Annotated in this window: 11 protein-coding genes and 1 pseudogene; 7 read left to right on the top strand and 5 right to left on the bottom strand. The window is 45.9% G+C overall.

The genetic code is table 11. The annotated features are described in order from the left end of the window. Positions 1 to 4: 4 nt before the first annotated feature. On the bottom strand, positions 5 to 3,430 hold the full coding sequence (gene ileS, locus L6472_RS06610) for an isoleucine--tRNA ligase (protein WP_237807918.1): 3,426 nt from the start codon (positions 3,428 to 3,430) through the stop codon (positions 5 to 7). Between the two features lie 181 nt (positions 3,431 to 3,611). Here ileS and uxuA point away from each other — a divergent pair, with 181 nt between their 5' ends. The 6 genes and pseudogenes from uxuA to L6472_RS06580 all read left to right on the top strand — a co-directional run bounded on the left by uxuA (position 3,612) and on the right by L6472_RS06580 (position 14,994). Beyond that, positions 3,612 to 4,865: a mannonate dehydratase gene (gene uxuA, locus L6472_RS06605; RefSeq protein ID WP_237807916.1), complete on the top strand. Its 1,254-nt coding sequence runs from the start codon at positions 3,612 to 3,614 to the stop codon at positions 4,863 to 4,865. 19 nt (positions 4,866 to 4,884) lie between these two features. After that, a pseudogene (locus tag L6472_RS06600) lies at positions 4,885 to 5,698 on the top strand (SDR family oxidoreductase). A gap of 308 nt (positions 5,699 to 6,006) precedes the next feature. Continuing rightward, on the top strand, positions 6,007 to 6,879 hold the full coding sequence (locus tag L6472_RS06595; RefSeq protein ID WP_027449659.1) for an RNA polymerase sigma factor RpoD/SigA: 873 nt from the start codon (positions 6,007 to 6,009) through the stop codon (positions 6,877 to 6,879). Between the two features lie 201 nt (positions 6,880 to 7,080). Next, positions 7,081 to 9,108: a DUF5686 family protein gene (locus L6472_RS06590; protein ID WP_237807914.1), complete on the top strand. Its 2,028-nt coding sequence runs from the start codon at positions 7,081 to 7,083 to the stop codon at positions 9,106 to 9,108. Between the two features lies 1 nt (position 9,109). Then, on the top strand, positions 9,110 to 12,250 hold the full coding sequence (locus L6472_RS06585) for an exodeoxyribonuclease V subunit beta (RefSeq protein ID WP_237807912.1): 3,141 nt from the start codon (positions 9,110 to 9,112) through the stop codon (positions 12,248 to 12,250). After that, positions 12,247 to 14,994 (top strand): PD-(D/E)XK nuclease family protein, encoded by a 2,748-nt coding sequence (locus L6472_RS06580; RefSeq protein ID WP_237807911.1) that lies wholly within the window; start codon positions 12,247 to 12,249, stop codon positions 14,992 to 14,994. The genes L6472_RS06585 and L6472_RS06580 overlap by 4 nt, the downstream gene beginning before the upstream one ends. Here the strand turns inward: L6472_RS06580 and L6472_RS06575 are convergent. Both L6472_RS06575 and mtaB read right to left on the bottom strand, forming a co-directional pair. Next, positions 14,970 to 16,001: a glycosyltransferase family 2 protein gene (locus L6472_RS06575; RefSeq protein WP_237807910.1), complete on the bottom strand. Its 1,032-nt coding sequence runs from the start codon at positions 15,999 to 16,001 to the stop codon at positions 14,970 to 14,972. The genes L6472_RS06580 and L6472_RS06575 overlap by 25 nt on opposite strands. A gap of 2 nt (positions 16,002 to 16,003) precedes the next feature. Continuing rightward, the gene (gene mtaB / locus L6472_RS06570) at positions 16,004 to 17,353 is read right to left on the bottom strand and encodes a tRNA (N(6)-L-threonylcarbamoyladenosine(37)-C(2))-methylthiotransferase MtaB (RefSeq protein WP_237807909.1); all 1,350 of its coding nucleotides are present in this window, start codon (positions 17,351 to 17,353) and stop codon (positions 16,004 to 16,006) included. 266 nt (positions 17,354 to 17,619) lie between these two features. On the opposite strand from mtaB, the gene L6472_RS06565 reads away from it, so the two are divergent. Next, complete coding sequence (locus L6472_RS06565) at positions 17,620 to 17,886, top strand: hypothetical protein (RefSeq protein WP_237807908.1); 267 nt, start codon at positions 17,620 to 17,622, stop codon at positions 17,884 to 17,886. A gap of 146 nt (positions 17,887 to 18,032) precedes the next feature. Here L6472_RS06565 and L6472_RS06560 read toward each other — a convergent pair whose 3' ends face one another. Next, entirely contained in the window at positions 18,033 to 20,525 is a 2,493-nt protein-coding gene (locus L6472_RS06560; protein ID WP_237807907.1) for a C10 family peptidase, read from the bottom strand. Between the two features lie 879 nt (positions 20,526 to 21,404). After that, positions 21,405 to 21,965 carry a 50S ribosomal protein L9 gene (gene rplI / locus L6472_RS06555; RefSeq protein ID WP_237807906.1) on the bottom strand — a complete coding sequence of 187 codons (561 nt, stop codon included), beginning with the start codon at positions 21,963 to 21,965 and terminating at the stop codon, positions 21,405 to 21,407.

The raw sequence follows: 21,965 nt of genomic DNA, 5'->3' as shown, positions 1-21,965 counted from the left end.
TTCATTAGGATTTTGATATTTTAATATTAAGTTTAAATTCATCAAATTCAACATTCTGTCCGTCGTTTGCCTCAAGTGTAATGCTATCAGCCAACACCTGACGGGCGATATAATCGCCAAAAGATTCTACAGCCTTTGTTGAAGCTTCGTTAGGTTCTATGCAGACACGGATACGATCTGTAATCTCCAACCCACTCTTCTTACGTATGTTCTGAATGCGATTGACCAGTTCACGAGCCATACCCTCATTCTTCAGTTCATCGGTAAGTGTTATATCTAGGGCAACAGTCAAATTACCTTCGTTACCAACCAGCCAGCCAGGAATGTCTTCACTGATAATATCAACATCTACAGCCTCTACCGTGAGGTTTTGTCCTTCAACGGTGATTTCGATTGAGCCCTCATTCTCCAACTGAGCAATCTGTTCCTGAGTGAGCAAATCAACCTGAGCAGCCACACCCTTCATCAGCTTTCCGAACTTCTTACCCATTGTGCGGTAGTTGCACTTAACCTTCTTAACAAGGATACCAGTTCCCTCTACGAACTTCACATCCTTCACATTGACCTCTTGCAGGAAGATTTGCTTCACACTTTCTATTGCAACGCGCTGTGCTTCATCTACAGGAGGAATCATCAGCGTCTGCAGAGGCTGCTTCACCTTAAGACTTTCCTTACGACGCAGGGCAAGAACAATAGTGGTAATACGCTGTGCAATCTCCATACGTTGTTCCAAATCAGCATTTACCAATTCAGTATTAGCTACGGGGAACTTCTCAAGATGTACAGAATCCAGTTCGCCTCCAAGATCACAATAGATACGATCAGCAAAGAAAGGCGCAAACGGAGCCAACAACTTAGATACGGTCATCAAACACTCATAGAGTGTCTGATAGGCAGCCAACTTATCGTTGTCCATCTCCTTACCCCAGAAACGTTTCTTGTTCAGACGAACATACCAGTTCGACAGATCCTCGTCAACGAACTTATCAATCAAGCGGCCAGCACGAGTAGGATCGAATCCATCCATCTCTTCCTGCACACCTTTCACCAGAGAGTTTAGGCAAGACAGAATCCAACGGTCAAATTCAGGACGCTCCTTAACAGGAATCTGAGGTGACTTAGGATTAAACTCATCCACATTAGCATACATAGCGAAGAGTGAATAAGTATTATATAAGGTGCCAAAGAACTTACGACTGATTTCTGCCACGCCCTCTGGATCGAACTTCAGGTTGTCCCATGGTTCAGAGTTAGTCATCATATAGAAACGTACAGCATCAGAACCATACTTCTCAATCATCTCAAATGGATTAATAACATTACCTACATGCTTGGACATCTTGTTACCTTTAGCATCCAAGACAAGGCCAGTTGAAATGACATTTTTAAATGCAACGGAGTCGAAAATCATCGTTGCAATAGCATGCAACGTGAAGAACCAACCACGTGTCTGATCGACACCCTCATTGATAAAGTCTGCAGGGAAAGCCTTCTTGTCATCAATCAGTTCACGATTTTCAAAAGGATAGTGAACCTGAGCATAAGGCATTGAGCCTGAATCAAACCACACATCGACCAAGTCGCTTTCGCGCTTCATTGGTTTACCGCTTTCGCTTACCAATATAATATAGTCAACAAAAGGACGGTGCATGTCTATCTTATCGTAGTTCTCTTTAGACATGTCACCAGGAACGAACCCTTTATCCTTCAGCGGATTTGAAGTCATCACGCCGGCTGCTACAGCTTTCTCAATCTCTGCATAGAGCTCCTCAAGACTTCCGATGCACTTTTCTTCGCCACCTTCGCTACGCCAAATGGGCAATGGTGTGCCCCAGAAGCGTGAACGAGACAAATTCCAGTCGTTAAGATTCTCCAACCAGTTACCGAAACGCCCCGTACCTGTTGATTCTGGATGCCAACCGATGGTCTTGTTTAGCTCACTCATACGAACCTTTTTGTCCGTACTCTTGATAAACCAAGAATCCAAAGGATAATATAGCACAGGTTTGTCTGTACGCCAACAATGAGGATAGTTGTGGACATGCTTCTCAATCTTAAATACCTTACCTTCTGCCTTCAAATCCATGCAGATGGAGATATCAAGCGTTTCATCCTTATCTGTCAACGTCTCATCATATGCATTCTTAACATAGCGACCTGCATAACGGCTCCATTTCTCAGTATTTACATAGTTCTTAACGAAATCTGCATCCAAGTCTTCTATCAAGAAGTACTTACCTTGCAGATCCACTACAGGACGCTCGTTGCCTTTTTTGTCAATCAGTACGATAGCGGGCACACCAGCTTTCTTTGCCACAAAAGCATCGTCAGCACCAAAGTTTGGAGCAATATGCACGATACCTGCACCATCTTCTGTTGTCACATAGTCACCAGGAATCACACGAAAAGCGCCCTCAGCCACGGGTTGAATCATGGGCAGCAACTGTTCGTACTCCATACCAACTAAGTCTGTTCCCTTGTAGCGTGCTACCACACGATAAGGCAAGAACTTCTCACCCTTTTTATATTCGGGCATCTCACCACCGTCAGATATCTCTGCAGCTGTATCAAAATAGGCAGCAACGCGTGCATCAGCCATCACAATAGTAATCTTCTCTGCGGTATAAGGGTTGTAGGTTTCGATGGCTACGTAATCAATCTTTGGGCCCACACACAATGCAGAGTTTGCGGCAAGGGTCCAAGGTGTAGTGGTCCAAGCCATAAAGTAAGGCGTTCCCCATCCTGTCATCTCAGGCTTAGGATTCTTCATTTTGAAAAGAGCCGTACATGTTGTGTCCTTCACGTCACGATAGCAACCAGGCTGATTCAGCTCGTGACTTGACAGGCCCGTACCTGCTGCTGGCGAATATGGCTGAATGGTATAACCCTTGTAAAGCAATCCCTTGTTATAGAACTGCTTAAGCAACCACCAAAGTGATTCGATATATTTATTATCGTAGGTGATATAGGGGTTATCAAGATCTACAAAATAGCCCATGCGCTCAGTCAATTCGCGCCATTCGGCAGTGAACTTCATCACGTTCTCACGGCATTTTTTATTGTAGTCTTCTGTAGATATATACTTTTCCGAATCCTTATTATCGATATCAGCTTTCGTAATGCCCAACTCTTTCTCGACACCAAGTTCTACGGGCAGTCCATGAGTATCCCATCCTGCTTTGCGCTTAACTTGGAAGCCCTGCATGGTCTTATAGCGATTAAACGTATCTTTAAGCGAACGTCCCAGCACGTGATGGATACCTGGATGACCATTTGCTGAAGGAGGACCTTCAAAGAAAACAAACTGCGGACATCCTTCACGCTCATCAATTGAGCGATGGAAAATATCTTCTTTCTTCCATTTATCCAAAATCTCATTATTAACCTGAGTCAGGTTCAAGCCGTTATGTTCAGCGAATCTCTTTGCCATATCGTTTATAATACTATATTATTTTGACGTGCAAAGGTACAAAAAAAAGTGAGATACCGCAAAATATCCATCATAAAATTAGAAAAATGAGTGAATTTATATTTTTTTGATTGATATTTCTACGTATTGTTTCAATTATTCACTACCTTTGCAAATCAGAAAGCAATAAAAAAAACTAACGATGGAAAGAACATGGAGATGGTTTGGCAAGAAAGATAAAATAACGCTTGCCATGCTAAAACAAATTGGCGTTGAAGGCATTGTTACGGCGCTTCACGACATTTCTCTTGGCGAGGTTTGGCCCCAAGAGAAGATACATGATTTGAAAACATATATTGAAAGTTATGGCATGCGCTGGTCTGTTGTTGAGAGTTTACCCGTTGTCGAGTCCATTAAATACGGAGGCCCCGATCGAGATCTGCAAATAGAGATATACAAGGAATCCCTTAAAAACCTTGCAGCCGAAGGCATTCACACCATCTGTTACAACTTTATGCCAGTGCTCGACTGGGCTCGAACAGACTTGCTTCACAACAATCCCAACGGTGCAACCAACTTATATTTCAACTATGCCGAATTTGCCTATTTTGACATTTATCTTTTAAAACGAGAAGGTGCACGTGAAGAATGGGAAAAATTTCAATTCCCAGAAGGCGTCGGCATCGGTCGGAATGTACTTGCAGAAGCAGACGAACTTGCCAAAAGAATGACTCCTGAAAACGACCACAAACTCATTGAGAATATTGTAATTAAGACTCAAGGTTTTGTAAGCGGAAATTTCTCAGAAGGCGACAAAGAGCCTATTGCTAAATTTCAATCATTCCTAGAACTTTATCATGACATTGACAAGCAGAAACTTCGTGAGAATCTGAAGTACTTCCTCGAGGCAATTATGCCCACATGTGATGCCTATGACATTAATATGTGTGTGCATCCTGACGACCCTCCAATCGAGATACTTGGACTTCCACGAATCGTTCGCACGGCAGAAGACATCCGTTGGTTTCTTAATGCAGTTCCAAACAAGCACAATGGTCTGACGTTCTGCGCAGGTTCGCTCAGTGCAGGAGCATATAATAATGTGGTTGAAATGGCCCAAGAATTTGCGCCTCGCACTCATTTCATTCATCTACGTTCGTGCCATATCTTCCCAAATGGCGATTTCACCGAAGCATCACATTTGGGTGGACGTGCAAACATCGTGGAGTTAGCACGCATTTTTGAGAAAGAAAATCCACACCTTCCTATGCGAGTAGATCATGGGATGACCTTCACAGACCAGCCCGGTGGCATCATGGACGAATCAAGTCATGGCCATAATGCCGGCTATACGCTGTTAGGTCGCATGTTCGCACTAGGCCAGATTCAAGGCATTCTTGCAACTGTTGACAACGAGTTAGGCATCAAATACACTCAACCCGGTTTCTTTGACTAACGACAAAAAGACACTAACAATGAAAAATCTATTCGACATTAAAGACAACGTGACCGTCATCACAGGCGGAACAGGCGTTTTAGGACGCACAATCGCAAAATATCTGGCACTGAATGGTGCAAAAGTCATCATTCTCGGCAGAAAAGAGGATGTGGGAAAAGCCATCATTGAGGACATAAAGAACGAAGGCGGCCAATGCGAATTCATGAAAACCGATGTCATGGATGAAGCTTGCGTGCAGCAGAATTGTGATGATATCATTGCAAAATATGGACGTGTAGATACACTCCTCAATGCTGCCGGAGGTAATATGCCTGGCGCAACCATTGGTCCAGACAAGACATTCTTCGACCTTGATGCAGCTCAGTTCTCAAAAGTACTCGAGCTCAATCTCACAGGAACAGTCATACCCACCCAGATATTCTTAAAGCCCATGGCTGAACAAGGCAAAGGAGCCATTATTAATTTCTCCAGCATGGCTGCATTCCGCCCTATGACCAGAGTGTGTGGCTATGCCGCTGCTAAGGCTGGCATATCAAACTTCACGCAGTATATGGCCACAGAATGTGCCAAAAAAGTTTGGTGAAGGTATTCGTGTAAATGCCATTGCACCAGGCTTCTTCATCACCGAACAAAACCGAACTCTGCTTACAAATCCTGACGGCACATACACCCAGCGAGGTCAAGATGTGATTCGTCAGACACCATTCGGACGCATGGGTGCCCCCGAAGAACTTTGCGGCACGATTCACTACCTGATGTCTGATGCCTCAAAGTTCGTTACAGGCACCGTCGCTGTGGTTGACGGAGGATTTAATGTCTTCGCCATGTAACGACGGTCTAAACACAATAGCAACAACAAGGTCTGCGTCACGAAATAAAAATGTCAGGCAAGAATAAACACATTTTCGTGACACAGACCTACTTTTTTTAGACAGCAAACCCTACGGAAGAACACAACTATTCTTCCTAAAGTATTTTATTTACACAATCGAGTTTTTCTTTTTTTAACACAAAAACACCTCTTCTGGAGAACAACGTAACGATATTTTTTGTACCTTTGCACCGCAAAAATAAGAAAATAGGTATATAAGCTTCATTATTAAGAAGTTAGAAAATATTTAAGGAAAATCATTTTAGGATGAGACAACTCAAAATTCAGAAAAGCATCACAAATCGTTCAAGTGAGGCATTGGATAAATATCTGGTAGAGATTGGCCGTGCTCCACTTATCAGTATTGACGAAGAAATTGAACTGGCTCAAAAGATTAAAAAAGGAGGCCCCGAGGGCGAACGCGCAAAAGATAAACTGGTGACAGCCAATCTGCGCTTTGTGGTCAGTGTCGCCAAGCAATATCAGCACCAGGGTTTAACTTTGACAGACCTTATCGACGAAGGAAATATCGGATTGATTAAGGCTGCGCAAAAGTTTGATGAAACACGTGGATTCAAGTTCATCTCTTATGCCGTATGGTGGATTCGTCAGTCTATCTTGCAGGCAATTGCTGAGCAAAGCCGTATCGTACGTCTTCCCTTGAACCAAGTTGGCTCACTGAATAAGATTAACCACGAGATTAACAAGTTTGAGCAAGAGAACCAGCGCCACCCATCAGTGAGTGAGTTAGCCGAAATGACCGATATCGACGAAGAGAAGATTGGTCAGTCAATGATGGCAGATGGACATCACGTATCTATCGATGCACCATTCCAAGATGGAGAGGACAACTGTATGCTCGACGTGATGGCCTCGGGTGACGACAGTCGTACAGACCGCCACGTAGATCACGAGTCTATGGCACAGGAGCTGAATGCCGTACTCAACAAGGTGCTGAAGGAGCGCGAAATCACCATTATCCGCGAATGCTTTGGCATTGGTTGCCACGAAAAAGGTCTTGAAGAGATTGGCGATCAACTGGGTCTCACCCGCGAACGCGTCCGCCAAATTCGCGAGAAGAGCATTGCAAAGCTTCGCGACTCAGGCAACGCTCGTATTCTGATGAAATATCTGGGATAAGATTTCCATCTTATTTCGCATCCATATCGTGCTTCATTTTCTTAATTGAGAATGAAGCATTTTTATTTGTTGCCTTTTTCATCAAATCTAAACAGGAAGAATAGCTTAAGGACAACGTATCCGATTATCTTTAAAAACAGATAATCATTTTTGTCATCCAAATATTTTCGCGGTTAAGTTTTATTTGTTATCTTTGCGGCAATGAAACGAATATTGCTACTCCTATTGCTACTTTCAACCGTTACCACGGCCAATTGTCACGAGTATTCCGACTCCGTGCTTTTGGAGCGCATATTCTGTTTTCAGCGCAATTACGCTCACGATGTGAACGGCTTTTCCACGAATGTTTACCTGAAACATTTCTACAACATCAAGCGCCGCAATGCAACACTTTGGATGATACCGTCGATGTATCCACTGGCCAAAGGGCAAAGAAAATTTCTAAGCGAACAATATAATCACTTCACATTCAACGATGTTGATGACTATGAAAACCTTAATCAGGTCTTCTACACGACCATTCCCAGAAACAAGCATACGATGTCAACACTCTTATGTTATCTGACACCTGATCTCTACAATGAGACCATTTACCGTGACCATGTGCTTTCTCCGTTTAACCGCTACAACAAGCTGTTCTACAAATACACCACGACAGACATGGGCAATGGCAAAATACGCCTCTATTTCCGCCCTAAATGGGTGATGAACACGCAGCTTGTCAAAGGACAAGCCATCGTTAACTATGCCACAGGACGCCTAGAACAGATAGAACTGAATGGCGAATTCGACATGATCAGGTTTCACACCATCAGCACTCAGGGTGATCATGGTGCACGAGCGCTGACACCACAGCTATGTGTCACCGACGTAGCCTTTAATTTTGTCGGAAACAACATCACCTCGCATTTCGAAGTGGCCTACGACTGCCCCATCACACTACCAGATACAGTCAGCATCATTGGCAATCGCCACCTTATAGATTCCGTACGTCCGTTCAGTCTCAGCGAAGAAGAAGAACAAGTGTATCAATGCTTCGACTCACTTAGACATGCCAAACGGATAAGCGACTCTATCGAAGCATATAAGCCGATGGTTATTGAAAAGCGCAGCAAATCGAAGGACAACACCTGGGATATGCTGGGCGAAAACCTATTCAGCAAGACGAAAAGCAGTTCAGAGAATGGCTATATTTGGCTATCCCCCCTACTCGACCCACAATATATCAGCTACAGCAAATCAAAAGGTTTGTCCTATAAGATGCGCCTTGGCGCACACTATGAATTCAGCAAACAGACCTGCGTTGACTTTAATCCTAAGGCTGGTTACAACTTCAAGTTGAAACAGTTCTTCTTTACAGCCCCAATCCGACTGGAATACAGCCACCAAAGGCGGGGTTTCCTAGACCTTATCGTGGGTAATGGCAACCGACTGAGCAATCAAAACACACTTGACGAAATTGCAGCTGTTGATGGTGAGGATTCTCAATGGCTGAATGAGGACCTGCATATATTCAGGGATTTATATGTGCAACTCAAGAACCACTACATGATTGTGCCGTGGTTAGGCATTGAAGGCGGTATCACGTTCCACCACAGGCGCTCCCTGCATGCCTCGCAGCTCAGGCAGATTGGCATAGAAAACGACTACAAGAGTTTAGCTCCCCTACTATCAGTCAAGATACGTCCATGGCGATCGGCCCCCATTTTCTCTATTGACTATGAACGCGGACTGAAGTTTGACAGATTCAATCTGCCCTACGAACGATTGGAAGCCGATGCCTCTTGGAAGAAGCGCATGCACCGCCTTCAGGTGTTCAACGCACGAATTGGTGGAGGTCTCTATACACTCAAGCAAGTTAGGTCGTTTATGGACTTTGCAAACTTCCGAGACAACAACCTACCAGAAGGCTGGGACGACGATTGGTCGGGCAACTTTCAGCTGTTGTCTTCAAGCGTTTACAACGAGTCAAAATATTATATCCGAGGCAATATTTCGTATGAAAGCCCATTGATGGGACTGTCATTCGTACCCATAGCAGGGCATTACATAGAGCGTGAACGTATCTATCTCAGTTCGCTGGTCACAAGCCACAGCCGTCTTTATTCCGAGCTTGGCTATGGATTTAGCAGTCGTTACATCTCTATGGGCGTATTTGCTGGTTTCCGCAATTGGGAATATCAAGAGATCGGCTGTAAGTTTACGATAGAATTATTTAGAAGATGGTAATATGACAAAACCACTGACAATATACAAAGCAAGTGCTGGCAGCGGAAAGACGTTCACACTTGCAACCGAATACATAAAACTTATAGTGCGCGATCCACAGGCATACAGGAAAACGCTGGCCGTAACTTTCACCAACAAAGCCACCGAAGAGATGAAGATGCGCATCCTTAGTCAACTATACGGCATCTGGCGAGGTCTTCCCAGCTCAAAGCCCTATCTTGACCACGTATGCCAGAAACTCGATGCGACTCCTGAATTTGTGGCAGCCCAGGCAGGCAGAGCACTCAAGAATCTGCTCCATAACTACAGTTATTTTCGTGTGGAAACCATCGACTCATTCTTCCAGAGCGTGTTGCGCAATCTGGCAAGAGAGCTGGACCTGACAGCCAATCTGCGCATTGAGCTCAACGATTATCAGGTAGAAGAAATGGCTGTCGATCAACTCATAGAGAATCTGACTGCCACTGATTTGATGCTTCAATGGCTCCTGAAATATATCATGGACAACATTCAGGACAATCGTTCATGGAATGTCATTGCGCAAATCAAGTCGTTTGGCAAGACCATCTTTAAGGATTTCTACAAGAATAATAGTAAAGAGTTGAACACCATTCTTAGCCAGAAAGACTTCTTTGAGAATTATATAGCCATCCTTAAGCAAAAACGTGACGAAGCCATAGAACATATGCAAAACATTGCTGAGACCTTCTTCGACACCATTGAGGCTGAGGGTATTCTGCCTGAAGACTTTGCTTACGCCAACCAAGGTGGCATTCCAAGCTACTTTCAAAAACTGAGACAAGGTCAGCTCGACAGTGCCACACTTGGTCGCAGGATTTGCGATGCCGTGGGCAATCCTGAGAAATGGTGCAAAAAGACCAGTCCGAAGCGAGAACAAATCTATCAGTTGGCAGATGGTGAACTGGGCCAAATCCTACGTTATGCCGTGGACATACATCCCAAGCAATACTGCATCAGCAAGTCTGCCAGTCTCACACTGAAACATCTCAATCAGCTGAGACTGCTTGACAGCATAGAGAGGAAGGTCAGGGAACTGAACGAAGAAGGCAATCGCTTCTTGCTGAGCGACACACAGAAAATGCTGCACGACCTGATTGAAGGCAGCGACTCGCCTTTCATCTTCGAGAAGATCGGCTCTCAACTGGAGCATATCATGATTGACGAGTTTCAAGATACCTCGACCGTGCAATGGCAAAACTTCAAGGTGCTGCTTGAAGAAGCCATGAGTCACGTGGATTCAGAAAACTTAATTGTTGGCGATGTTAAACAGAGCATCTATCGTTGGCGAAGTGGTGATTGGCGACTGCTGGCCAACATCAAAAACGAGTTCACGAATGCAGAACAACGACTGCAGGTCAAAACGCTGAGCACCAACTATCGTTCTTCGGCAAATGTCATCAATTTCAATAATGCCTTCTTTACGGAGGCTGCAAGAATTGAAGAGGTTGAGGCTTACGACGACATCCATCAAGAAGCACGGGAGAAGATGGAGCCTAACGGGTTGGTGTCTGTCAACCTGCTTCCTCAGGATAACTATCAAGAGAATATTCTCGATGCGCTGGTGCAGCAAGTGGCCGAATTATTAAGCCAAGGTGCCCAGACAAAAGACATCGCGATATTGGTGCGCACGAACTCTCTCATCCCTTTGATTGCCAACCACTTCATGGCACAAATGCCTGAAACAAAGATTGTCAGCGACGAGGCTTTTAGACTTGATGCCTCTGCCGCCGTAAATTCAATCATTGAAGCGCTCCGTGTGCTGAACCGACCTGAGGACACCATCGCTCAAGCCTATCTCCTGAAAATATGTTTCCCTGACGAGGCCTTGCATAACAGTCTTTCTGAAAAGTCGTTACCGGCAGCCTTCACCGATCACATGGAGACCTTGAAACGCATGCCTCTCTATGAACTGACGGAGCATTTGTACGAAATCTTGGGACTTGAGAAAATGGACGGGCAGAGCGCTTACCTCTGCGCCTTCTTTGATCAAGTAGCCAATTTCGTGGGCGACAACACATCAGATATCAACTCATTCTTGAAGGAATGGGACGATAACCTTTGTAGCAAGACCATACAGAGTCCGGAAATCGACGGCATTCGACTTATCTCTATCCACAAATCCAAGGGATTGGAGTTTGCACATGTGCTCATACCCTTCTGTGACTGGCGCCTGGAGCAAAGGGATGTTCTTTGGTGTCACCCAGACGACGAGCCATACAACATGCTGCCTATCGTGCCTATTGACTTTAGTAAAACAAGTATGGAAGGCACCATCTATCAGCATGACTACGAAGAGGAACATGATCAGATCGTTGTAGATAATCTCAACCTGCTCTATGTGGCTTTCACTCGAGCTGCCCACAATCTCTTCGTGTGGGGCCGACGTAATTATTCAAACTCACGTTCTGCTCTCATCGAGTCGGTATTGCCAACACTCACAGACACGCTTCCTGGCGCCCAAATAGAGGGAGAGGGAAACGAGGAAGTCCCACTCTCGCTGACTTATGGTTGCTTAAGCATGCCCAAGCCGAAGGAAGACAGCAAAACGGAAGTAAACCCGTTCTTGTCTGCCTACGAGCCTGTCAAGGTTGGCATACACATCTACGACCGGAAAGTGGATTTCAGGCAGAGCAACGACAGCAAAACTTTTGTAACCACAACAGATGAGGAGTCTCAGCTAAATAACTACATCCAACTCGGCAATGTACTCCATGAGGTGTTCTCAACCATCAAATCCACCAAGGATGTGGACAATGCGCTGAGGCAGATGGAGTTAGATGGTGTCATCTACGATAAGCAACTAACCAAAGAACGCATAGAAGAACTGATACGCAAACGACTGTCGGATTCGCGCGTGATGCCATGGTTCGACGAGAAGGCTGGTTGGCGACTCTACAACGAATGCACCATCCTGCTGCCCAACGGACAGGAAAAACGACCTGACCGCGTGATGACCAACGGCAATGAGACCATCGTCATCGACTTTAAATTCGGTCACGAACGCGAAGCCTATTTTGAACAAGTGCGCGAATACATGCAATTATTGAAACAGATGAACATGCCTGGCATCAAAGGCTATCTTTGGTTTGTCTATTCTAACAAAATTATTGAAGTAAAATGAAAGCATTCCTAGAATATGTAGCAGAGGATATCCTCAAGAAATACGGTAACGATTTGTCGCGCATCGCTGTGGTGTTCCCCAACAAACGTGCTTCACTCTTTCTGAATAGCCATCTGGCACGCCTGTCCGACAAGCCCATCTGGAGCCCAGCATATATCACCATCAGCGATCTTTTTCGTAAATATAGTGACAGGAAGGTGGCCGACCCTATCAAGCTGATTTGCGATCTGCATAAGTCGTTTGTAGAACAAACGGGCTTCGACGAGACCTTAGACCATTTCTATAGCTGGGGTCAGATCCTGCTTGCAGACTTTGATGATATCGACAAGAACATGGCTGACGCCCAACAGGTGTTTGCCAACCTGCGCGATCTGCACGAGCTCGACGACGACAGTTACCTCTCGCCAGAACAAAAAGAAATCATAAGAAAGTTCTTCAGCAACTTCTCTGACGACCACAACTCATTGCTCAAAGAACGATTCCTCAAACTATGGTCGCACATGAGTGCTATCTATCAGGCTTTCAATCAGCGACTTGCCGATCAGCAGCTGGCCTACGAAGGAGCCCTCTATCGCGAAGTTGTGGACAAAGAAAGTTTCGAATTGGAATACGACAACTATCTCTTTGTCGGTTTCAACATGCTGCAACAAGTAGAGCAGCGCTTGTTCCGCGAGATGGTGCGCCAAGGCAAGGGCAAATTCTATTGGGACTTTGACACGTACTACATGAAAGAGCATGAGGCTGGACATTATATCAAGGAGTATCTCCATGTCTTTCCGAATGAGTTAGACAACAATAACGGTGCTATTTACCATCAATTTGAGCAGAACAAGGACATAGCTTTTATTGCAGCTCCGACAGAGAATATACAGACGCGCTATGCCAGTCAGTGGCTCAACAGACAACGTATTGACGATGGTCGCAAGACTGCCATTGTTCTGTGCGACGAGAATCTACTGCAGAGCATGCTGCATTGCCTGCCCGACGAGGTTGACAAGGTCAACATCACCACGGGGTTCCCTTTGGCTCAGTCGCCCATCTCGTCGCTGGTCACACTGCTTTTCGATTTGCAGACAATCGGGTTCAATCATAAGTCACTGAAGTTTAGGCCGCGCTATCTCACGCTGTTGAAAAATCATCCATACGCGGTATGGATAGCTGACAAGCATATTTCGCGGATTGATAGCAACAATTTCAACCACAACTTGCTGGAGTGGATCATCGCTATTGTCAAAGAGCTGGCTCCCCATGCTGTTGACGATGAGATGATGCAGGAGGCCATCTTTCGCATGTACACCCTGCTCAATCGTCTCATGTCTTTAGTCGATAGTGGCGACTTGACAGTTGACTATACCACCCTGCGGCGCCTTTTGTCGCAACTCATACAATCGACTTCCATCCCCTTCCACGGAGAACCTGCTGAGGGCATTCAGCTGATGGGAGTCTTAGAAACACGCAACCTAGACTTCAGCCATCTTTTGCTGTTGTCGTGCAACGAGGGAAACATGCCTAAGGGCGTCAACGACACCTCGTTTATTCCCTATAGTTTAAGAAAGGCTTACGGATTGACGACCATCGACCATAAGGTGGCTATCTTCTCTTACTACTTTCACCGGTTGTTGCAACGTGCCGACGACATCACCATCTGTTTCAACAATGCCACAACCGATGGGCACACGGGCGAGATGTCGCGCTTTATGTTGCAGATGATGGCAGAATGCCACCACTCTATCCGATTCCAAACGCTACAGGCTGGACAGACCTTCTCGCCTTTTGCACCACAACCGATAGCCAAGACTGAACAGATTATGGAGAAGTTGCAAAAGCTCTTCTCTACCAAGTATCACCCCTCAGCCCAACGCCCACTGCTGACTCCAACGGCCATCAACCGCTATCTGCGCTGCCCACTTCAGTTCTACTACAACTACGTGTGCCAGCTGCGAGAACTGGACGAAATTGACGACGAAGAGACCATCGACAATCGTCTGTTTGGCGACATCTTTCACGAGGCGGCACAGATCATCTACGAACGTATCACGGGCAAAAAGAAGAATCAGGTCATCACCGCTGATGTGCTCAGTCAAATACTTAAGACGAAAGTGGGTATTGAGACTGCTGTTGACGAGGCATTCAACAAGGTGCTGCAGTTGAGCCATGGTTACGAACTGAACGGACTTCAGCTCATCAATCGCGAGGTTATCATACACTATCTGTGCAAACTACTCGAAATCGACAGAGATAAGAAGGAATTTACCATCATTGGACTTGAAACAGATGTATGGACACCACTCACGACACCACATATTTCTACTATCATTGGTGGTCGCATAGACCGTCTTGACAGGATTGATGAGCAGATTCGCGTCGTTGACTACAAAACTGGCAGTCATAAGATAACGCCCTTGGCGAGTGTTGAAGCCATTTTCGACAATGCTAACATCGAGAAACATAGTGATTACTATCTGCAGACGTTTCTTTATGCCACTATCGTCAGTCAAAACTTCCCTGCTCATCGTGTGGCACCGGCGTTGCTGTTCATACAGCACACGGGCGAAAAAGACTATAATCCGATTCTGAAATTCGGCAAAGAATCTATTGACGATATCAAAAAGAGTCAGGCGGTCTTTAATCAAATGTTGGAGCAAACCATCGACGAGATGTTCAATCCCGAGATCTGTTTTGCTCCAACCACCGAACAAAGTCGTTGCACGTTTTGTCCTTATAAAAAATTGTGCAATGTCTGAGGCAGGTCACTAAATACTTTTCTGCCGCATAGGTAGTATTGCCACAGCAACGAGAAACGACTCAACTCTGCTGTCGATTGGCGGTGGAGTTGAATGTGTTGTCTGTCAACATCAAACTGACGACGCCACGCTTTGAAATCCCTACGTGCTCGGCATACGGCCTGAAAGTCAGCCCTGTTCCGATCAACGAGTAGCATCTTGAATGCAGCCACATAGTCTAATAGCCATCGCAGGCGCATCACCTTGTTCAATTGGTCATCGGGCAGACACTTGTAGAGCATCGTCAAGTTGTTGCGAAAATTAAGATAGGTCTTCATGGGATTGGCCTTGGGCAAGGTGCCTCCGCCAACATGATAGACCTTGCTGCCGGCAACACAACAAATCTTCCTACCCATAATGCGTAAGCGCCAACAGAAGTCAATCTCTTCACTATGAGCAAAGAAACGGCCATCAAGTCCTCCTACCTTATTATAATCACACGCGCGCACGAGAAGGGCGGCACCTGTGGCCCAATGAATCTCTGCTGCACTATCATACTGTCCACGGTCAGCCTCCACACTGTCAAACACGCGACCTCTGCAATACGGGTAGCCCAATCTGTCGAGAAAGCCACCACAAGCACCTGCATACTCAAAGCTATCACGATTGAAAACCGACAGCAACTTGGGCTGACAGGCAGCCACCTCCTGATGGGTGTCCATCAATGCAATCATTGGTTCCAACCAATGGGGTGTCACTTCTATATCGCTATTTAAAAGTAAGTAATACTCTGCTTCGACCTGAGCCAAGGCTTTGTTATAGCCATCGGCAAAGCCCCAGTTCTTGTCTAAAAGGATGAGCCTACATTCTGGAAAATGCGTTCGTAACAAAGAGACGCTCTCGTCTGTCGAGGCATTGTCGGCAACATAGACCGTGGCCTCTGGCGAATACTTCAGTACACTTGGCAGATATGCTTTAAGCATCTTTGCCCCATTCCAATTCAAGATTACAATAGCTATCTTATCCATCATCATGCATTAACCAATCGGCATCGCAATGCCGTTTTGTCGTGATTGAAACCTTCCATAACAACCTGCATCAACTGATTGTCGTATTCCGGACGCGACTCGCCGGGCGACAACTCAACACGCACATAATTGCGTGTAAATCCGTGCATCGCACGTCCGCGAGAGGCTTTCTCAAACAGAACCTCAGCTTGCTGTCCTATATGTGCGGCATAGAATGCCTCTGTCTTCTGGTCGGACAGTTCCAACAGTCGTTTGCTACGGAGCTTTTTATCCTTGTCGCTGACGATATAAGGGATACTTAAAGCCGATGTGCCTGGGCGTTCTGAGTAAGGAAAAACGTGTAGCTGCGTCACAGGCAACTGCTCAAGAAATGTGTAGGTCTCTTCAAAACATTCGGGTGTCTCTCCTCTGCAGCCAACCATCACATCCACACCGATAAAAGCATCAGGCATCAACTCTTTAATGCGCGTAATCTTGTCGGCAAACAACTGGCGGTCATAGTGTCTGTGCATCAGTTTTAAAACCGTATCGCTTCCACTTTGCAACGGGATGTGAAAATGGGGCATAAACGCACGGCTCGTGGCACAATAGCTGATCAGTTCGTCCGAAAGAAGATCTGGCTCCAAACTGCTGATACGATAACGACTGATTTCGCCTACCTCGTCTAATCTGCGTACCAAATCCGTAAAACTCTCTCCTGTAGTCTTGCCAAAGTCACCAATGTTCACGCCTGTGAGCACAATCTCCTTGCCACCACTGGCTGCAGCTTCGTGCACCTGTTCTACTAGCGAAGCAATCGAGGGGTTACGACTGAATCCACGAGCATACGGTATCGTGCAGTATGTGCAGAAATAGTCACAGCCATCTTGCACCTTTAAGAAGAAACGAGTGCGGTTGCCACGCGAGCAGCTGGGAGCAAACGATTTGATGTCTTTCGTCTTCATTATATAATAAGGTGCACCATTGTCCGCTGTCTGCAGCATGCCACTCCAGGCATCAGAGAGAAACTGAACGAGTTGCGCTTTCTCATTCGAACCCAACACCAGGTCAACACCATCAATGCGGCTCACCTCTTCAGCTTCTAACTGTGCATAGCACCCTGTCACGACAACATAAGCCTTCGGATGCCTGCGCACCAACCTATGAATAGCCTGACGACATTTACGATCGGCAACCTCCGTCACCGAACAGGTATTTATCAAACAAATATCAGCAGAGTCGTCTTTTCCCACGGTCTTAACCCCTAAATCCTGAAGCATTTTTCCAAAAGTAGAAGTTTCTGAGAAATTCAACTTGCACCCTAACGTGTAGTAGGCAGCCGTCTTACCTTGAAAAGCAGAAGTATTAATCATACTTTTTTCTATGTCATTTTAATTAGATGCAAAGTTACTAAAATTTATCGAAAACAGACTATTTTTCAAGGTTATTAGCATAAACGAAATAATTATAGAATTTTTAACATTTCACAAATAGCTCAAATTCAGTGACTTACAAAAAAGTTACAAAAAAGCATCAAAAAAAAACATAAAAAATGAAACGTCGTAATGAAAAAATATATACCTTTGCATCGTTTTAATAAACAAATGATTGTTTTACAGATTTAAAAAGCAAAAAAGAAATGAAAAAGATCGCATTTATGTTCGTTGCTGCTGCTCTCGTTGCAGCTTGTGGTGAGACCAAGAAGCCCGCTGAGGAAGTAGAGGCTGTAGTAGAGGAAGTTGTAGCTACTGCTGAGGATTCAGCTGCTGCTGAGGCTCTCGTTGCTGACGCTGACTCACTGGTTAAGGACTCTCTGTTCCAGGTTGCTCTTGACTCTATCGTAGCTGCTAAGGCTGCTCCCGTTGAGGAGGCTGCTGAGGAGCCCGCAGAAGAGGTTGCTGAGTAATTCAACGAACTTAAAGAGAAAGACAGCAGGTCACTGGAATATCAGTGACCTGTTTATTTTTTTGTTATATGTACAAAAAAAATAGCAGGCAAAGCTAAAAAATTGGGAGAAGAACATTGTGAAGGTTCTTCTCCCAATTTTGCTTTTTATCTGATCATCATCTTCTTACGGTTGACCACATATATGCCCTTGGGCAATCCTTCCAGACTGATGGCAGCTCGCTTGACGAGTTTTCCATCCACGGAGTAGATATCAAAGGTCTGCTCGTACAAACGGTTGCCGATGGTGCGCTCGTCTATGCTCAACACCTGAGCTTCGGCAGGCGCATGATATGCTTGAGCTATAAGTGCAAAATATTCCAGTTCGGCAATTTGGAAAACAGTGGACTGCGCATCTCTGCGCGCCGTGACCACAAGACGATAGTGACTGTACTCTTTAGAAGGACTGACACCGTAGGTTTTCTTCTCGAAACGAGAAGAAAATGTTTCGTTGCTGCGTGTGTCAATAGTCTCCCAAGTGGTGCCATTCGTTGAACCCTCCAGGCGCCAGTTCTTTGGGTCTCGCCCTTCGAAGTCATTAGCCGAGGTGATGGCGTAACTCGTCAGCCGTGCACTTCTGGTTGAGTGGAACGTCATCGACACCTCGTCTGTCGAACCTATAAACGCACAATACTTAGTATTCGAATTGTTGTCAAATAACTTTGTGGCATCCTCGTTAGCGTTCACAGCCGTATGCGACACTTCGCACGAGCCTCCGAAGTCGGTCAGGTCGGCAGTCGTGTAGGCCACAGCCAGTTGCCACCAGGAGCAAGCTTGATTGTTATTATCCCAAATCTGCACGTGTTCACCCGATGTGGTGCTGGCATTAGGCATTTCAACCACTCGACCACAGTTGCGTGCCACGAGCTGATACCAACCTGCGCCCTTGTCGTAAACGATGAACTGCTGATGAGCACCGTTCAGATAGTCGTAGAGAATGACCTGGGTGCCGTTGGCCGTGCCACGATTGATGATGTCGAGCCCTCGGCTCTGCGTAGCAGCAGCCTGAACTGTATAGACTCCTGGTTCAATCTCGTTGAAGCGCCATTGCTGATAGAGCTCAGTACCCTCATCGTCCCATTGCACGATAGCGGTGCCATTGTTAGTGCTATTGCCATCCAGATCCATAAACTTGCCACTGTGATAATTCTTCAGCTTATGGATGCCACCCAGACCGCTCACGCCATTGGGTTCAATCTTGATAGAGCTGGCTCGGTCGTTCCAGTCGCCACCAATCCAACTACAATCAGCCGACAGCGTCTTGCTATCACCATTGAAAGACGAGCCATCAAAAACAGTCACCTTGAATCCTGCTAATACCTTCAGCGAGGTGATGTCATTGTTTCGGATGCCCCGAGCCTCCAGTTGCGACTGTGTATAGGTGCCCTCGCTAAGCTGTACAGCATAGCCACCGTAGTTAATGTCCTGATAGAACGTGGCCACTGGTACACCGCCCGAGTTTGTTCCACCACCAATGCCGTCAGGACGGCGCACATTCATAACAGCACCCTCGTGCCAATAATAACCATTTCCACCAGGAGCTGCGCCCATACCACTGTGATCATCGGGGTTCAGCACGTCAAGACTGAAATAGCCGTCGCACCAGCCGCCCCAGCCCCAGTTGATGTGGAAGCAGCCATCGTCGCGGTAGCCATCACAAACAAAGGCATGTCCACCGCCCCAGTTGATGTCTGAGTAACCCTCTATCAGTACAGGACGTCCATAGTAGAGCTCTGCATAGACAGCATTAACCCAGTCACTACTGCTATAGTTGTCCTTATAAATCTCATAGATATCCTGAGGATAACCAAAATAATTCTTGAGTGCATTGATTGCATTGACAAAAGCTGCTCCTGAGCCTCCACCTGTATAATGCATCAAAGCCCCCTTGCCCACATAGTGCATCAACTTGGCAACGGCATTGCCACTGCTCGTGCCGCTGTCGCTGTCTCCATAGCTGTTCTTCATCAAGTTCCAATCGAAGGTAGTGGCGGGCAACGAGCTGTAATTCAGTCCGTCGTCCGAATAGCCTGGCACCGATGTTGTGGCACCCTCAGGCCAGCGGTAATAGTACATCACCTGAGCAAAGGCAGTAGCTGTACAGCCTGTGTAGCAACGCTGTCCATCACGGAAGGGACAGTTGTCCCAATAGGGAGTACCCTGATTCCACGTGCTCGACAACAGTGGTGGAATGACCTCCGTGGCCGCTGCTGCTCGTGCAGACTTGACATGCTTGCTTTGACCCGTTGTGGCTGTTGCATCGCCGAGCGACGTGATGCGGTCAGCAACCATTTGCAACCACGACTTCATGTTTTCAGGCAGTGTGCCTTCATCATAGCAGCCCTTCTCTGTGTATCCGATAATGCTGCGTGTGCGGTCATCGCCAGAAACAATCACGAAGCCGCCATCTTGAGCCATATCAAACACATAGTAAGGTGAGGTTTCCTGTTCTTTGGCTTGTGGAGCCTTGTGAACAGCACTTTTAGTGAAACTAAGCGTACGTCCTTTTCTGACAGCAAAGGTTTCCGCTTTCTTACGCGCTGCGTCTTTCGAGATAGGCGCAGCATCAACACTCTCTGATGCGAGCAACAATGCTAGCACTAGGTAAAGATGTTTGACCATAAAGAAAAAAAATTAGTTTAATAAAACGGTTTTAGGTTGTGAATTGACCTATATCAATTCGGGAACAAAAATAGTCAATTTTAGATAATTAACAATGAATGTTTTAAAATTTAACACAAGTTAACTCTGTTTGCTAACGGAATACGGTTACTCTGTCAACAGAGAGGTATTTGGTTATTATTATGTTCCCCCATGAAAAACAGGTTTAGTGTTGCTATTGCGCAGGTTTCGCGATGCTCCAGAGTCTGGAATTGGCATTTTCAGAGTCTGGAGAGGTTCGTTTTAAAGTGCTAAAAGCACGTATTCTAAAGTCTTGAAGAGGCGTTTCTAAAGTCTAAAACCGAAGCTGTCATTTCAGCTCTAGCCCCTGGATGCTCTACATCCAGCCCGTAGAATAACCGCATCCAGGGGCTAAAACGACTCGTTCCAGGGGCTGGATGCGCCACTTCTAGGGGCTGGACGGACATCAAAAGTAAAGCTATTACAACGCAAAAGCGAAACTATAACAAGACGAAAACAGAACTATGACAGTGCGAAACCGTTCCTATCCCGACCAAGAACTACCCCACCCCGAACCTCCCGATGGAAGGAGTAATCCAGTCCTTTTTCCATCTGATTTCTACTTTAATTGATTTCTATCTAAAGAATCTGCTGAGCCTCTACTGAAATAACAAAAAGCGCAAATAAAGGATTACACCTATGATGTTTCGCTTGAGCCCCAAAACGACAGAGCCGAGAGAGCTGGGAAGCATCTCTTTTTGCGACGAAAAGTATTGCGGACAGAACAAAAAAAATCCCGACCACACGCGTTGGTCGGGATTCCCGTTATAATATCAATGATATTGCTTTACAGCGGATTTACTCAGCAGCGGGTGCCTCTGCCTCTTCAGCAGCAGGTGCTTCTTCAGCAGGCTCCTCAGTGGCTGCGGGCTTTGCAGCGGCCTTCATAGCCTCTTTCTCTGCTTTCAGCTCTTCGGCATTCTCAGCTATAACGATAACAGGTACCTCTACGATAACTTCCTTGTGGAAGTGAACAAGAGCGGTGTACTCACCAACCTTCTTAATGTCACGCATAGTGATAATCTTGCGGTCGATGTCGTGACCCAACTTCTTCAGCTCGTCGGCTACCATGTTAGCTGTCACTGAACCATAGAGCTGGCCGGTTGCGCTAACCTTGGCAGCAATGGTCAATGTTACATCCTTGATAGCGTTTCCACGCTCCTCGGCAGCAGCCTTCTGGGCAGCAATCTTATGAGCCTGCTGCTTCAGGTTCTCTGCCAGAATCTTCTTAGCCGAAGGTGAAGCGATAACACCTTTTCCCTGAGGAATCAGGTAGTTACGGCCATAGCCAGACTTTACGTTTACAATATCGTTCTTAAAACCCAGACCGATAATATCTTCTTTCAGTATAATTTCCAT

The organism is Prevotella sp. E13-17, assembly GCF_022024035.1.
Lineage (GTDB): Bacteria > Bacteroidota > Bacteroidia > Bacteroidales > Bacteroidaceae > Prevotella.
Note: the sequence above shows the minus strand (reverse complement) of the source record. Positions and strands in the feature narration are given on the sequence as shown.